Below are 15,119 nucleotides of genomic sequence, written 5' to 3'. Positions count from 1 at the left end.
GGCCCCGGAGGTTCACCCCTCCGGGGCCGTACCGCACGAACCTCAGCCCTCGCTGACGCCCAGCTTCTCGAGGATCAGCTCCTTGACGCGGGCCGCGTCCGCCTGGCCGCGGGTCGCCTTCATGACGGCGCCCACCAGGGCGCCGGCCGCGGCCACCTTGCCGCCGCGGATCTTGTCGGCGACGCCCGGGTTGCCGGCGATGGCCTCGTCGACGGCGGCGGTCAGGGCGCCCTCGTCGGAGACGACCTTCAGGCCGCGCTTGTCGACGACCTCGTCCGGGGTGCCCTCGCCCGCGAGGACGCCCTCGATGACCTGGCGGGCCAGCTTGTCGTTCAGATCACCCTTCGCGACCAGCTCGGTGACCCGGGCAACCTGCGCCGGGGTGATGGCGAGTTCGTCGAGGGAGACCCCCGACTCGTTGGCGCTGCGCGCCAGTTCGCCCATCCACCACTTGCGGGCGGAGGCCGCGTCGGCCCCGGCGTCGATCGTGGCGACGATCGGGTCCAGCGCACCGGCGTTGAGGATGGCCTGCATGTCGGTGGCGGAGATGCCCCACTCGGCGAGCAGCCGGTTGCGGCGGGCCAGCGGCAGCTCAGGCAGCCCCGCCCGGATCTCCTCGACCCACTCACGGGACGGGGCGACCGGCACCAGGTCCGGCTCCGGGAAGTACCGGTAGTCCTCGGCCTCCTCCTTCACACGGCCCGAGGTCGTGGACCCCGTGTCCTCGTGGAAGTGCCGGGTCTCCTGCACGATCGTGCCGCCGGAGGACAGCACGGCCGCGTGCCGCTGGATCTCGAAGCGGGCCGCGCGCTCCACGGACCGCAGCGAGTTGACGTTCTTCGTCTCGGAGCGGGTGCCGAACTTGTCGCTGCCCTTGGGCATCAGCGAGAGGTTCACGTCGCAGCGCATCTGGCCCATCTCCATGCGGGCCTCCGACACACCGAGCGCCTTGATGACCTCGCGCAGCTCACGGACGTACGCCTTCGCCACCTCCGGGGCGCGGTCGCCCGCTCCGACGATCGGCTTGGTGACGATCTCGATCAGCGGGATGCCGGCCCGGTTGTAGTCCAGCAGCGAGTGCGAGGCGCCGTGGATGCGGCCCGTCGCACCGCCCACGTGGGTGGACTTGCCGGTGTCCTCCTCCATGTGGGCGCGCTCGATCTCCACGCGGAAGGTCTCGCCGTCCTCCAGCTGGACGTCGAGGTAGCCGTTGAAGGCGATCGGCTCGTCGTACTGGGAGGTCTGGAAGTTCTTCGGCATGTCCGGATAGAAGTAGTTCTTCCGGGCGAAGCGGCACCACTCGGCGATCTCGCAGTTCAGCGCGAGACCGATCTTGATCGCGGACTCGACGCCGGTCGCGTTGACGACCGGCAGGGAGCCGGGCAGGCCGAGGCAGGTCGGGCAGGTCTGCGAGTTGGGCTCGGCGCCCAGCTCGGTCGAACAGCCGCAGAACATCTTGGTCTTGGTGCCGAGTTCGACATGGACCTCGAGGCCCATGACGGGGTCGTACGACGCCAGCGCGTCCTCGTACGACACCAGGTCGGTCGTGGTGGTCACGGTGAAACTTCCCTCTCAGCCCAGCAGGACGTCGTCGTCGCCCAGCCGCTTCAGCTCGCGGTACAGGACGGCGAGGCCGGTGACGATGCCGACGGCGGCCACGGTCGCGTCGATCAGCCGCAGCGTGTCCTGCTCGGACCGCGCCTTCCTGATCCGCTTGGCGACACCGAGCGCGCCGAAGGCGGTGGTGGCGATGGACACGTACAGACCGGACTTGGACTTCTTGAAGTCCTGCGCCTTGGTCAGCGTCTTGCCTGTCTTGGTCACAGCGACGGAGCCTCCTCGAGCAGCGGGTGCCCCCACTTTTCCACGAAGGCGGCCTCGACCGCGGCGCCGACCTTGTAGAGACGGTCGTCCTTCAGCGCCGGGGCGATGATCTGCAGACCGACCGGGAGGTTGTCCTCCGGGGCGAGCCCGCAGGGCAGCGACATGGCCGCGTTGCCCGCCAGGTTGGTCGGGATGGTGCACAGGTCGGCCAGGTACATCGCCATCGGGTCGTCGGCGCGCTCGCCGATCGGGAAGGCGGTGGTCGGCGTGGTCGGCGAGACGATCACGTCGACCTGCTCGAAGGCCTTCTCGAAGTCGCGCGTGATGAGCGTGCGGACCTTCTGGGCGGAGCCGTAGTAGGCGTCGTAGTAGCCGCTCGACAGGGCGTAGGTGCCGAGCATGATGCGGCGCTTGACCTCGGGGCCGAAGCCCGCCTCACGGGTGATCGACGTGACCTCCTCGGCCGAGTGGCTGCCGTCGTCGCCGGTCCGCAGGCCGTAACGCAGGCCGTCGAAGCGGGCGAGGTTCGAGGAACACTCGCTCGGCGCGATCAGGTAGTACGCCGACAGCGCGAGGTCGAAGGACGGGCAGTCCAGCTCGACGATCTCGGCGCCCAGCTCCTTCAACAACGCGACCGACTCGTCGAACCGCTGGATGACGCCGGCCTGGTAGCCCTCGCCGCGGAACTGCTTGACGACACCGACGCGCATGCCCTCGACGCTGCCGTTGCGGGCGGCCTCGACGACCGGCGGGACCGGGGCGTCGATCGAGGTGGAGTCCAGCGGGTCGTGCCCGGCGATGACCTCGTGCAGCAGGGCCGCGTCCAGGACCGTACGGGCGCAGGGGCCGCCCTGGTCGAGGGAGCTGGAGAACGCCACCATGCCGTAGCGGGACACCGCTCCGTACGTCGGCTTCACGCCGACCGTGCCGGTGACGGCGGCCGGCTGGCGGATGGAGCCGCCGGTGTCGGTGCCGATGGCGAGCGGCGCCTGGAAGGAGGCGAGGGCCGCGGAGGAGCCGCCGCCGGAGCCGCCGGGGATCCTGGTGAGGTCCCAGGGGTTGCCGGTCGGCCCGTACGCGCTGTTCTCGGTGGAGGACCCCATGGCGAACTCGTCCATGTTGGTCTTGCCGAGGATGACGACGTCCGCCGCCTTGAGACGCTTGGTGAGGGTGGCGTCGTACGGCGGGATCCAGCCTTCGAGGATCTTCGAGCCGACGGTCGTCGGGATGCCCTCGGTGGTGAAGATGTCCTTCAGCGCCAGCGGGACGCCCGCGAGCGGACCGAGCTTCTCGCCCCGCTCGCGCTTGTCGTCCACGGCCCGGGCCTGGGCGAGGGCGCCCTCGCGGTCGACGTACAGGAAGGCGTGCACCTTCTCGTCGACGGCCTCGATCCGGGCGAGGTGGGCCTCGGCGACCTCGACGGCCGTGAGCTCGCCTGAGGCGATCTTCGCGGCGGTCTCGGCAGCGGTCAGCTTGATGATGTGGTCCGTCATGGTCAGTCCTCCCCCAGGATCTGCGGCACCTTGAAACGCTGCTGCTCCTGGGCCGGGGCGCCGGAGAGCGCCTGCTCGGGGGTGAGCGACGGACGGACCTCGTCCGCCCGCATGACGTTCGTCAGCGGGAGCGGGTGCGAGGTCGGCGGTACGTCTTGGTCGGCGACCTCGCTGACGCGGGCCACCGCGCCGATGATGTCGTCCAGCTGTCCCGCGAAGTGTTCGAGCTCTTCGGGCTTCAGCTCCAGACGCGCCAGCCGGGCGAGGTGGGCGACCTCCTCGCGCGTGATGCCAGGCATGCAGCGTTCCTCTGGGGTGAGTGTGTGTGGTTTGGGGCTGGGGCTTGTCGGCGCATTCCCGTCGTCCGCCCGGAGGGCGGGCCGCGCGGCGTCTGGTGCGTGCGATCGCAAGGCGCCGGAGCGTCCTCGTGGCGGAGCCACGTGGACGATTCGGCAACGCTGCTGGGGGTGCCCCCACGCCTTTTGGGCAGTGGGGGAGTGCGTGCCAGGCGTCGCGCGGCAGACGGGAATGTGCCGACAAGCCCCAATCCTAGGGGGCGGGGGCCACTCGCCGTTAAACGGTTTCCCGCTCAGTGGCGGGCGTCCCAGGCCGGGCTGTGCAGGAAGTGGTTGTCGTACAGATCCTGGACCTCCAGCAGGCTTTCCGGGGTGAGCTCGCCCAGGCGGATGCGCTGCAGGTGGCGGAAGTACTCGAACCGTTCGACGCCCGGGGTGATGACGATGAGCAGGTCCGCCGGGGCGCCCGGGGCGGCGGCGAAGGCGTGCGGGCGGTCCGGCGGGACGATGATCAGGTCGCCGCGCTCGGCGGTGACGACGTCGTCGCCGGAGAGGACCTCGGCGGTGCCGTCGAGCAGGTAGAACATCTCGGCGGAGTTGTGGTGCGTGTGCGGGCGGGCGCCGTCGGCGCCCTCGGCGAGGGTGACGCGCACGGTGGACAGCGCGCCGCCGCTGGCACTGCTGTCGGCCAGCAGCCGTACGGCCACGGGGTCGCCCCCGAGCACCTCGGCCTCGGCGTCACGGACCAGAACGGTCTCGTCGAACTTCGGTACGAACAGCGACATCTCGGTTCCCCCTGTCTTGTCTGCGAATGGTCTGGTCTGCGGATGGTGTCGTCTGCGAATGGTCTCGTCTGCGGGTGCCGTCAGACCGCGAAGAGCAGTCCGGCACTGATCAGGACAATGATCGCCGTGGCGAAGTGAACCCCGTACGCCACGGCCTTGGCGCCGCCGTTGCGCAGGACTATCAGGCAGTCGCCGAACGGGATGAGGGCCACGCTCAGCATGAGCCAGGCCTCCGCGTGCGCGCCGGCGCCGGCCAGCACGGCGAGGCCGACCACGCCGAGCGTGCCGTCCCGCAGCCCCTTGATCGAGAGGTAGGCCCCGGCGTCGCCCGCGGGGTCGGCCGGGACGCCGTAGCCGGCGGCGGCCGGGCCCGGCTGGAACAGGAACCGGTAGCCGAGGAACAGGCAGAACACGTTGAGCAGGACGGCCAGGGTGTAGGCGGTGACGGTCATGTTCGCTCTCCTTCGTCGTTTTGCTAGCAACGCTAGCGACAAGAGCGAAGCTAGCAGAGCATCGACAGATTGGCTAGCGCTGCTAGAATTCCTGGCATGTCGATTCAGACGCGCCGGGAGCGCGAACGAGCGGAACGCGAGCGGCTGATCGTCACGGCCGCCCGGGAACTGGCCGAGACGGAGGGCTGGGACGCGGTGACGACGCGCCGGCTGGCCGCTGAGATCGAGTACAGCCAGCCGGTCCTCTACAGCCACTTCAAGGGCAAGGACGCGATCATGGCGGCGGTCGCGGTGCAGGGCTGCGCGGACCTGGCGGTGGAGCTGCGCGCGGCGCGTACGGCGGCGAAGGACCCACGGGACGCGCTTGCGGCGGTGGCCGAGGCGTACACGTCGTTCGGTCGGCGGCGCCCGGCTCTCTACGACGCGATGTTCACCCTCGCCGTGGACCTGCCGTTCGCCACACCCGAGGCTCCGGAACCGCTGTGGGAGGCGTTCCGGGAACTGGCCGCGGTGGTCGAGCCGATCGCGGCCGAGGGCGAGGACACGGGCCTGCTGGCGGAGACGTACTGGGCCGGACTGCACGGGCTGGTCACGCTGATGCGCAGCGGACGGCTGCCGGAGGCGGCCCATGAGCAGCGGCTGGCCCTGCTGGTCGGACACTTCACGGCGGCGCTCTGAGGAAGCTCCGAACCGTCTCGGATTGCGGCCGGGCGGCCGGGAGGACTACTCGGCGGCCGGGAGAGCGGCCCGGGGCCGCTGCCAGCCCCGGGAGCCCCGGGCCCGCAGCCACGCCGTCGTCTCCTCCGGCGGCATCGCGGCCGCGACCAGCCAGCCCTGTACGGCGTCACAGCCGAGGTCGCGCAGCCGTTCCCAGGTCTCGTCGTCCTCGACGCCCTCGGCGACGACCAGCAGGCCCAGCGAATGGGCGAGGTCGACGGTGCAGCGGACGATCTCGGCGTCCTCGGGGTCGACGGCCAGCCGGGCCACGAAGGAGCGGTCGATCTTCAGCTCGCTGACCGGCAGCCGCCGCAGATGCACCAGCGACGAATAGCCGGTGCCGAAGTCGTCCAGCGACATCTTCACGCCGTGCCCGGTGAGTGCGGCGAGGGTGTCGGCGGCGCGCTGCGGGTCCTCCAGGAGGACGTGTTCCGTTATCTCCAGTTGGAGCGCTCCCGCGGGAACTCCGTGCCGGGCCAGACGTGCCGCCACCGAGCCGGCGAACCCGGGTGTGTGGACGTCCCGCGGGGACACGTTCACGGCGACCGGCACGTGCAGGCCCTGCGCCCGCCATGCCGCCACCTGTCCGAGCGCCGTCTCCAGCACGTACTCGGTGAGGTGGGGCATCAGCCCCGACGACTCGGCGATCGCTATGAACTCGTCCGGCGGCACCTTCCCGCGCTCGGGATGCACCCAGCGCACCAGCGCCTCGAGCCCGGCCACCTGCCCGTCGAAGCGGACCTTGGGCTGGTAGTGCAGCTGCACCTCGTGCGCGTCCAGTGCCCGGCGCAGATCACCGAGCAGCCCGAGCCGGTCCGGTGTGTTGGAGTCCCGTTTCGACTCGTAGACCTCGACGCCCGTCCGGTCCCGCTTCGCCTGGTACATCGCCACGTCGGCCCGGCGCAACAGCCCCTCGGCGTCCAGCGCGTGGTCGGGGAAGACGGCGACGCCCGCACTGGCCTCCAGGACGAGGGTGAGCCCGTCGAGGTCGAGCGGGGAGCTCAGCGCGGACACCAGCCCCCGCGCCACCCGGGTCGCGGACGTGGTCGAGTCGGCGACCGGCAGTAAAACGGCGAACTCGTCGCCGCCCAGCCGCGCGGCCTCCGCCCCGCGCGGCAGGGCGAGCCGCAGCCGGTCGGCTATCTGCAGCAGCAGCCGGTCCCCGGCGAGATGCCCGAGTGTGTCGTTGACGGACCGGAAGCGGTCCAGGTCGATCAGCATCAGCGCGGACCGTGCGCCGATCCGCTCGGCGTCGTCCAGCGCGGTCCAGATGCGCTCCAGCAGCCACTGCCGGTTGGGCAGTCCGGTCAGCGGGTCGCGCAGCTGTTCCTCGGCCCGGGCCCGGGCTATCCACAGGGTGGAGTCGAGGGCGATCAGCGGGATGGCGAACAGCGGCAGCAGCACCGGCCGGGCGACGGCCACCACGCACACCAGCGGGGCGATACCGAGCAGCGCGACCGCGACCAGGCCCTGTCTGACCAGGGCGGTACGGGCGACGGTCGGCAGTCCGCGGTTCCGCGGGGCGTGCAGGTACCAGAGCAGGGTCCGGGTGACCAGAAGATAGGCGGCGGCGACCAGCACCACCTCGGGGGCGGTGCAGACCGTCCAGCTCGCCGGGTTCCACGGCCTCTCGACGGACGGGAAACGGCCGAAGGCGGCGAGCACCAGGGCACCCGCGCCAATGCCGAGGATGTCCACCGCGCCGTGCAGCACGCCCTGCCGCCAGCGGTTGCGCCGGGCTATGCCGACCAGCACGACGACGGTGAGGCTGACCATGCCGGCCGGTACCCAGCCGTACAGCAGCAGGACGGCGAGGGTGAGGGCGGCGCCGGAACCCGTCCCGCCCCACCAGCGGGAGCGGCCGAGCATCACCAGGTGGCCGACGATGATGCCGGTCAGCACGGCCAGGGACCAGCCGACGGTGCCGGACGGGAAGAGGGCGTGGGTGCCGGTGAACGCCCGGAAGAACCCGGCTCCGAGCACGAGGGCGGCCGCCGCGACGACGCCCACGGGCAGCGTGGGCCAGGACGGGTGCCGTTCCTGGTCCTCGTCCGGGAGCGCGGGCTGGTGCCCGGTGGTGAGCTGGGGCACACCACGCACCTGTGTGGCGGTGTACTGTCCGGTGACGCGCCCCTCCCCGCCCGGATGCCCGGGGGGCCGCCCGGCCCAACGACTCGGCCGCCAGGCGCCGGTGCCCCGGCGCCCGCGCAGCCGTGAGTCAGGGGCGGCGCTCTCGGTCGGTTCCATTCCCGTCCCTCTCACAGCCGGCGGTGCCCACGCCAGGCGGCCCGATGTCCGACATCCATCCACGGCGCCGCGTTGGAAAACCCTTCCCCTCCGCTCCCGAAGAGCCCTTCAGGAACAACGGGGATGCCCCAACCGCAGCTGGGCACGGCAGGCGCACATCTCAACAGTAGGCCGCAGAAGGCTTCCGCGGGCAGCGGTCGTGGACGGTTGCCCGAATGCGCCCCGGCCACCCGTATGCATCTGGTATGCGCCGATCGGGTGGCCTTCAACCGCTACTCCTCTGTGGGAAGCGCAACTTCGGCGGCGGCGTCCGGTCCCTGTTCCAGAAGGACGTCGAACCCCTCCTCGTTCAGGACGGGCACCTTCAGCTGCATCGCCTTGTCGTACTTGGAACCAGGATTGTCACCCACGACGACGAAGGACGTCTTCTTGGAGACGGAACCGGTCACCTTGGCTCCCCGGCTCTGCAGCGCCTCCTTCGCCCCGTCGCGGGTGAAGCGCTCGAGGGTGCCGGTGACCACCACGGTCATGCCCTCGAGCGGGCGCGGACCCTCGTCCTCACCGCTGCTCTCCTCCTCCATACGGACGCCCGCGGCCCGCCACTTGCGCAGGATCTCCTGGTGCCACTCCTCGGCGAACCACTCCTTGAGGGAGGCGGCGATGATCCCGCCGACGCCGTCGGTGTTCGCCAGCTCCTCCTCGGTGGCCTGCTCGATGCGCTCGATCGAGCGGAACTCACGGGCCAGCGCCTCGGCGGCGACCGGGCCGACGTGACGGATCGACAGGCCGGTCAGCACCCGGGCGAGCGGGCGCTGCTTGGCGGCGGCGATGTTCTCCAGCATGGAGACCGCGTTCTTCTTCGGCTCGCCCTGCTGGTTGGCGAAGACCGTGACGACCTTCTCCTCGCCCGTCTTGGGGTCCCGCTTGGGCAGGCCGCTGTCCTGGTCCAGGACGTACGCCTTGATGGGCAGCAACTGCTCGATGGTGAGGTCGAACAGGTCGCCCTCGTCCTTCAGCGGCGGCTCCTCGGGCTCCAGCGGCTTGGTGAGGGCAGCGGCCGCGACGTACCCGAAGTGCTCGATGTCCAGTGCCTTGCGGCCAGCGAGGTAGAACAGGCGCTCGCGCAACTGGGCCGGGCAGGTGCGGGCGTTGGGGCAGCGCAGGTCGACGTCGCCCTCCTTCATGGGCCTCAGGGCCGTGCCGCACTCGGGGCACTCGGACGGCATCACGAACTCCCGCTCGCTACCGTCGCGCAGGTCGACGACCGGGCCGAGGATCTCCGGGATGACGTCGCCGGCCTTGCGCAGGACCACGGTGTCGCCGATGAGGACGCCCTTGGCCTTGACGACGTCCTGGTTGTGCAGGGTCGCGAACTCGACCTCGGAACCGGCCACCGTCACCGGCTCGACCTGCGCGTACGGCGTGACCCGGCCGGTACGGCCCACACCCACGCGGATGTTGATGAGCTTGGTGTTGACCTCCTCCGGCGCGTACTTGTACGCGATCGCCCAGCGCGGCGCGCGGGAGGTCGAACCGAGCCGGCCCTGCAGCGGGATCTCGTCGAGCTTGACGACGACGCCGTCGATCTCGTGCTCCACGGAATGGCGGTTCTCGCCGTAGTAAGAGATGAACTCCCGTACCCCGTCGAGGTCGTCGACCACCCGGTTGTGCGGGGAGGTGGGCAGGCCCCAGGCCTTGAGGAGATCGTAGGCCTGGGAGAGGCGGGTGAGGCCCTGGAAGCCCTCCAGGACGCCGATGCCGTGGACGACCATGTGGAGGGGGCGGGTGGCGGTGACTCGCGGGTCCTTCTGGCGCAGCGAACCGGCCGCCGCGTTGCGCGGGTTGGCGAAGGGCTTGTCGCCGGCCTCGACCAGGCGGGCGTTGAGCTCCTCGAACTTCTCCATCGGGAAGTAGACCTCGCCGCGGATCTCCACGACGTCGGGGACCTTGTCGCCCTTCAGCCGGTCCGGGATCTCCGTGATCGTGCGGACGTTGGGCGTGATGTCCTCGCCGGTGCGGCCGTCGCCGCGGGTCGCCGCGCGCACCAGGCGGCCGCGCTCGTACGTCAGGTTGACCGCGAGGCCGTCGACCTTGAGCTCGCACAGGAAGTGGTAGTCCTGCTCGCCCAGTTCCCGGTGGATGCGGTCGGCCCAGGCGGCGAGTTCGTCGTCGTTGAAGGTGTTGTCCAGCGACAGCATCCGTGAGCGGTGCTCGACCGCCGTGAACTCCGTCTCGTACGAGCCGGCGACCTTCTGCGTCGGCGAGTCCGGTGTCCGCAGCTCCGGGTGCTCCTCCTCCAGCGCCTCCAGAGTCTTCAGGAGCTTGTCGAACTCCGCGTCGCTGATGACCGGAGCGTCCTTCACGTAGTACCGGAAGCGGTGCTCCTCGATCTGCTCAGCGAGCTTCGCGTGCTTCTCCCGCGCCTCGGCGGGCACCGTCGTCTCCGCTTGCTTGTCGCCGGCCACCGTGTTGTCCTCCCGTTACTCTGGGTTGTCCGCGAGGGATCTCGCCGCCCGGACGCAGTGGGCGAGAGCCCGGCGCGCGTACTCCGGGGAGGCCCCCGCGAGTCCGCACGACGGCGTGATGGTGACCGCCTCCGCGAGAAGCCCCGGTTGCAGCCCCAGCCTGCGCCACAGCGTCCTGACACCCATGACGCTACCTGCCGGGTCTGACAATGCCGCGTCCGTGCCCGGCACGACACCGGCGAAGAGCCGGGTACCCCCTTCCACCGCCTCACCGATCGTGTCGTCGTCACGTTCGGTGAGGAGGGCGAAGTCGAACGAGACCGCCGTCACGCCCGCCCGGCGCAGCAGGGCGAACGGGACGTCCGGTGCGCAGGAGTGGACCACGGTGGGCCCGTCGCTGTGAACCCCGAGGACGTCGCGGAGTGCGGACTCGGCGATCTGCCGGTCCACGGCCCGGTGGGTGCGGTAGCCGCTGGCGGTCCTGACCTGGCCGCGCAGGACGGCGGTGAGGGACGGCTCGTCGAGCTGCAGGACGACCTGCGCGCCGGGCACCCGGCGCCCGACCTCCGCCAGGTGCAGGCGCAGTCCCTCGGCGAGGGAGCCGGCGAGGTCGCGGCAGGCGCCGGCGTCGGACAGGGCGGACTCCCCGTTGCGCAGCTCCAGGGCGGCGGCGAGCGTCCAGGGCCCGACGGCCTGCACCTTCAGCGGGCCCTCGTAGCCCTGGGTGAACTCCTCCAGTGCGTCGAGGTCCTCGCCGAGCCAGGACCGGGCGCGCTTGGTGTCCCGGCCCGGCCGGTCCCCGATCCGCCAGCCGCTGGGCTCCACGCGCGCGTACAGCTCGACCAGCATGCCGGCGGTGCGGCCGATCATGTCGGCGCCGGGTCCGCGCGCGGGCAGCTCGGGCAGGAAGGGGAAGTCCTCGAAGGTGCCGGTGACGGTCTTGGCGGCCTCCCGTGCGTCGCCGCCGGGCATCGAACCGACGCCGGTGGCGGCGCCGAACTGGAACCCGGTCACCGTCCCGGCCTCACCGTCAGGTCGTTGACCTCGGCGTCGCGGGGCAGGTCGAGGGCCATCAGGATCGTCGTCGCGACCGACTCCGGGTCGATCCACCGCGAGGCGTCGTACTCCTTGCCCTCCTGCTGGTGGACCTTGGCCTGCATGGGGCTGGCCGTGCGGCCCGGATAGACGGAGGTCACGCGGACGCCGTTGGCGTGTTCCTCGCCCCGCAGGGAGTCGGCGAGGGCTTTCAGGCCGTGCTTGGATGCGGCGTAAGCGGACCAGTCGGGGCTCGCGTTGAGCCCGGCGCCCGAGTTGACGAACAGGACGTGACCGCGGGCGGCCCGCAGCTGCGGCAGGAAGTGGCGGGTCAGCTCGGCGGGGGCGATCAGGTTGACGTTGAGCTGGTGGCGCCAGGACTTGGGGGTGAGTTCGCCGACCGGGCCGAGGTCGACCACACCGGCGATGTGCAGCAGACAGTCCACGCGGTCCGGGAGCGACTGGTGGGAGAAGGCCCAGGACAGCTTGTCCGGGTCGGCCAGGTCGCCCACCAGCGTCTTCGCCCCGGGGAACGCTGCCGCCAGCTCCTTCGCGCGGCCCGCGTCGCGCGCGTGCAGGACGAGGTCGTCCCCGCGCGCGTGGAGGCGGCGGGCGACGGCCGCGCCGATGCCGGAACCCGCTCCGGTGATCACATGTGTAGCCATGTCCGCCATGCTCGCACCCGCCGGCACCTACTCGATGCCCTGCCCCGCGGCGGTGGCCGCTGCTGTCACAGCCTCGAGGTAGGCCAGCGCACCGACCGGTTCCTCGGCGAAGTACACCAGCTCGGCCAGCGGACGCGGCAGGAAGCCCTCGTCCTCCATGCGCCGGAACTGCTCCTTGAGGCCGTCGTAGAAGCCCGCGGTGTTGAGCAGCACGACCGGCTTGTCGGTGTGGCCGTGCTTCTTCAGCTCCAGGATCTCCGTGGCCTCGTCGAGCGTGCCGGTGCCACCCACCATGATCACCACGGCGTCGGCCTTCTCCAGCAGGAGCCTCTTCCGCTCGGCGAGGTCCTTGGCGATCACCATCTCCTCGACGCCCGGCCGCACTTTGGCCGACAGGAAGTCCACCGAGACCCCGCACAGCCGTCCGCCCGCCTCCTGCACACCGTCGGCGACCACCTTCATCAGGCCGACGTCGGAACCGCCCCACACCAGGGTGTGCCCGCCCTCCCCCAGCAGTTTCGCGAACTCGCGCGCGGGACGCGTGTAGCGGTCGTCGAGGTCGGCGGCGGAGAGGAAGACGCAGATTCGCATGGGCCCACCGTACGCGGGAAGAACCGGCGGCCCGCGAGCGCTCTTCCTTCCATGGCCGAAGGACACAAGATCACCATTGAGCAGGGCGAGAAGCACGTGCGCGTGGTGCACGGCGACCAGGTACTGGCGGAGAGCGACCAGGCCCTCGTGCTGCGCGAGACGGGCTGCCCGGTCCGGTACTACATCCCGCCGGAGGACGTACGGCTCGACCTGCTGCAGCCCTCCGACACGCACACCTACTGCCCGTTCAAGGGCACGGCGTCCTACTGGTCGCTGCCGGACGCGGCGGACCTCGTCTGGGCGTACCCGGACCCCAAGCCGGACGTGGCACCGATCAAGGATCACCTCTGCTTCTACGAAGTCGAGGTGTCGTGAGCGATTAGTTCCGCGCCTTCGGGCAGTCTGCTGAGGCATGGACAAGAAGACCATTTCGCGCGACGGGACCCCCATCGCGTACCAACGCACCGGTGACGGCCCCGCGGTGATCCTGGTGAGCGGGGCGATGTCGACGGGGGCCACGGTGGCGCCGTTCGCCGTGCCCCTCGCGGACCGTTTCACCGTCGTCTCCTACGACCGCCGGGGGCGGGGCGGAAGCGGTGACACCCAGCCGTACGCGGTCGCCCGCGAGGTCGAGGACCTGGCCGCGCTGATCGAGGCGGTGGGCGGCGAGGCGTCGCTGCACGGCCACTCGTCGGGCGGCGCGCTGGTCCTGGAGGCGGCGGCGAGCGGGCTGCCGCTGCGTCAGGTCGCCGTGTACGAGGTGCCGTACGCCGTCTACGAGGGCGGCGCGAAGGAGCGGGCCGAGTACACCGACCACCTCACCGAGGCGCTGGAGCAGGGCCGGCGCGGGGACGCGGTCGAGCTGTTCCTGCGGCTGACGGGACTGGCCGAGGAGATGATCCAGGGTGCCCGCCAGTCCCCGATGTGGCCCGGGATGGAGGCGCTCGCGCCGAGCCTGGCGTACGACAACGCCGTGATGGGCGACGGGCTGGTGCCGCAGGACCGGCTGGCCTCGATCACGGTGCCCGTGCTGTCCCTGGGAGGCGGCGCGAGTCCCGCCTGGATGCGCGAGGCCGCCCGGGCGGTGGCCGAGGCGGCGCCGCGCGGGACGTACCGGACGCTGGAGGGCCAGACGCACATGGTGGACCCGCAGGCGCTCGCGCCGGCGCTCGCGGAGTTCTTCTCGTCGGCCCGTTAGGCGACGGCCGTGGACGCGCGCGTGGTCGTCGCGATCGTCGCCGAGCCCACCACGCGCGTGCCGTCGTACAGGACGATCGCCTGGCCGGGGGCGACACCGCGGACCGGCTCGGTGAAGGTCACCTCAAGGGTGCCGTCGACGAGTTCGGCGCGGACCTCGGTCTCGCCGCCGTGGGCGCGCAGCTGGGCGGTGTAGGTGCCGGGGCCGGAGGGTGCCGTGCCGCACCAGCGGGGCTTGATCGCGGTGAGGCCGCTGACGTCGAGGGAGGCGGCGGGGCCGACCGTCACGGTGTTGTTCACCGGGGAGATGTCGAGGACGTAGCGCGGCTTGCCGTCCGGTGCCGGGGTGCCGATGCGCAGGCCCTTGCGCTGGCCGATGGTGAAGCCGTAGGCGCCCTCGTGCGTGCCGACCTTGGTGCCGGACTCGTCGACGATGTCGCCCTCCGCCCTGCCCAGACGGGAGGCGAGGAAGCCCTGGGTGTCGCCGTCGGCGATGAAGCAGATGTCGTGCGAGTCGGGCTTCTTGGCGACCGCGAGTCCCCGGCGCTCGGCCTCGGCGCGGATCTCGTCCTTGGTCGTCACGGTGTCGCCGAGCGGGAAGAGGGCGTGTGCGAGCTGCCTCTCGTCCAGCACGCCGAGGACGTACGACTGGTCCTTCGCCATGTCGGAGGCGCGGTGCAGCTCGCGGGAGCCGTCCGGGTTGACGATCACCTTGGCGTAGTGACCGGTGCAGACGGCGTCGAAGCCGAGGGCGAGCGCCTTGTCGAGCAGGGCGGCGAACTTGATCTTCTCGTTGCAGCGCAGGCACGGGTTCGGGGTGCGGCCGGCCTCGTACTCGGCGACGAAGTCCTCGACGACGTCCTCGCGGAAGCGGTCGGCGAGGTCCCAGACGTAGAACGGGATGCCGATGACGTCGGCGGCGCGGCGGGCGTCGCGCGAGTCCTCGATGGTGCAACATCCGCGCGCGCCCGTGCGGAAGGACTGCGGGTTCGCGGAGAGCGCGAGATGGACTCCGGTCACGTCATGGCCGGCCTCGGCGGCGCGGGCGGCTGCGACGGCGGAGTCCACCCCGCCGGACATGGCGGCGAGGACGCGGAGGGGGCGCTGCGGGGTGTCAGTCATAACCCTTCAAGAGTACGGGCCGTCGGGAACCGGAGCCCACGAGTATCCGTTGACGATCACAGGGGGACGGAAAGGGCGATCGCATGGGGGACGGGACGAGGGACGTCGACGCCGACCGGCGGCTGGGGCGCCGTGCGCTGATCGTCGGCGGGGCGGTGGCCGCCGTGGGCACGGCCGCGCTGGCCCGCGAGGAGCTGTCCCGTCTGTGGTGGCGGCTGCCGGGGGTGGAG

At 71.2% G+C, this 15,119-nt stretch carries 15 protein-coding genes and 1 pseudogene; 4 read left to right on the top strand and 12 right to left on the bottom strand.

Features of this window, described 5'->3' with window-relative positions; translation table 11 throughout:
- Positions 1-42 precede the first annotated feature (42 nt).
- The 6 genes from gatB to GRC12_RS12605 all read right to left on the bottom strand — a co-directional run bounded on the left by gatB (position 43) and on the right by GRC12_RS12605 (position 4,850).
- Positions 43-1,557, bottom strand: coding sequence for an Asp-tRNA(Asn)/Glu-tRNA(Gln) amidotransferase subunit GatB (gene gatB / locus GRC12_RS12630; RefSeq protein ID WP_208779325.1), 1,515 nt, complete (start codon positions 1,555-1,557; stop codon positions 43-45).
- 15 nt (positions 1,558-1,572) lie between these two features.
- Positions 1,573-1,824 carry a hypothetical protein gene (locus GRC12_RS12625; RefSeq protein ID WP_308286538.1) on the bottom strand — a complete coding sequence of 84 codons (252 nt, stop codon included), beginning with the start codon at positions 1,822-1,824 and terminating at the stop codon, positions 1,573-1,575.
- On the bottom strand, positions 1,821-3,317 hold the full coding sequence (gatA, locus tag GRC12_RS12620; protein ID WP_208779324.1) for an Asp-tRNA(Asn)/Glu-tRNA(Gln) amidotransferase subunit GatA: 1,497 nt from the start codon (positions 3,315-3,317) through the stop codon (positions 1,821-1,823). Before gatA ends, GRC12_RS12625 begins: the two co-directional genes overlap by 4 nt.
- A 2-nt stretch (positions 3,318-3,319) precedes the next feature.
- Entirely contained in the window at positions 3,320-3,616 is a 297-nt protein-coding gene (gatC, locus tag GRC12_RS12615) for an Asp-tRNA(Asn)/Glu-tRNA(Gln) amidotransferase subunit GatC (protein ID WP_007384860.1), read from the bottom strand.
- A gap of 290 nt (positions 3,617-3,906) precedes the next feature.
- A complete protein-coding gene (locus GRC12_RS12610; RefSeq protein WP_208779323.1) occupies positions 3,907-4,398 on the bottom strand; it encodes a cupin domain-containing protein in 492 nt (163 codons plus the stop codon).
- A gap of 80 nt (positions 4,399-4,478) precedes the next feature.
- Entirely contained in the window at positions 4,479-4,850 is a 372-nt protein-coding gene (locus GRC12_RS12605) for a DUF4267 domain-containing protein (protein ID WP_208779322.1), read from the bottom strand.
- Positions 4,851-4,946: 96 nt separating this feature from the next.
- Between GRC12_RS12605 and GRC12_RS12600 the strand changes: the two genes are divergently transcribed.
- Complete coding sequence (locus tag GRC12_RS12600) at positions 4,947-5,528, top strand: TetR/AcrR family transcriptional regulator (RefSeq protein WP_208779321.1); 582 nt, start codon at positions 4,947-4,949, stop codon at positions 5,526-5,528.
- 45 nt (positions 5,529-5,573) lie between these two features.
- Here the strand turns inward: GRC12_RS12600 and GRC12_RS12595 are convergent, their stop codons facing one another.
- The 5 genes from GRC12_RS12595 to GRC12_RS12575 form a co-directional block, all read right to left on the bottom strand.
- Positions 5,574-7,814, bottom strand: a complete 2,241-nt coding sequence (locus GRC12_RS12595) for a putative bifunctional diguanylate cyclase/phosphodiesterase (protein ID WP_208779320.1) — start codon at positions 7,812-7,814, stop codon at positions 5,574-5,576.
- A 272-nt stretch (positions 7,815-8,086) separates the two neighbouring features.
- A complete protein-coding gene (ligA, locus tag GRC12_RS12590) occupies positions 8,087-10,279 on the bottom strand; it encodes an NAD-dependent DNA ligase LigA (protein WP_208779319.1) in 2,193 nt (730 codons plus the stop codon).
- A gap of 15 nt (positions 10,280-10,294) precedes the next feature.
- Entirely contained in the window at positions 10,295-11,251 is a 957-nt protein-coding gene (locus tag GRC12_RS12585; protein ID WP_244372691.1) for a methionine synthase, read from the bottom strand.
- 38 nt (positions 11,252-11,289) lie between these two features.
- Complete coding sequence (locus tag GRC12_RS12580; protein WP_208779317.1) at positions 11,290-11,988, bottom strand: SDR family oxidoreductase; 699 nt, start codon at positions 11,986-11,988, stop codon at positions 11,290-11,292.
- Positions 11,989-12,006: 18 nt separating this feature from the next.
- Positions 12,007-12,570 (bottom strand): TIGR00730 family Rossman fold protein, encoded by a 564-nt coding sequence (locus GRC12_RS12575; protein ID WP_208779316.1) that lies wholly within the window; start codon positions 12,568-12,570, stop codon positions 12,007-12,009.
- A gap of 51 nt (positions 12,571-12,621) precedes the next feature.
- Here GRC12_RS12575 and GRC12_RS12570 point away from each other — a divergent pair, with 51 nt between their 5' ends.
- Complete coding sequence (locus GRC12_RS12570; protein WP_208779315.1) at positions 12,622-12,945, top strand: DUF427 domain-containing protein; 324 nt, start codon at positions 12,622-12,624, stop codon at positions 12,943-12,945.
- Between the two features lie 37 nt (positions 12,946-12,982).
- Positions 12,983-13,768: an alpha/beta fold hydrolase gene (locus GRC12_RS12565; RefSeq protein ID WP_208779314.1), complete on the top strand. Its 786-nt coding sequence runs from the start codon at positions 12,983-12,985 to the stop codon at positions 13,766-13,768.
- On the opposite strand, the gene mnmA is transcribed toward GRC12_RS12565, so the two are convergent.
- Complete coding sequence (mnmA, locus tag GRC12_RS12560; protein WP_208779313.1) at positions 13,765-14,889, bottom strand: tRNA 2-thiouridine(34) synthase MnmA; 1,125 nt, start codon at positions 14,887-14,889, stop codon at positions 13,765-13,767. The two genes, GRC12_RS12565 and mnmA, sit on opposite strands and share 4 nt — an antisense overlap.
- Before the next feature lie 83 nt (positions 14,890-14,972).
- Between mnmA and GRC12_RS45515 the strand changes: the two are divergent.
- A pseudogene (locus GRC12_RS45515) lies at positions 14,973-15,119 on the top strand (N-acetylmuramoyl-L-alanine amidase); the annotation flags it as partial.

Source organism: Streptomyces griseorubiginosus (assembly GCF_017614965.1).
GTDB classification, from domain to species: Bacteria; Actinomycetota; Actinomycetes; order Streptomycetales; family Streptomycetaceae; genus Streptomyces; species Streptomyces griseorubiginosus_B.
The sequence above is the reverse complement of the archived record's forward strand: the minus strand, read 5'-3'. Positions and strand labels throughout refer to the sequence as shown.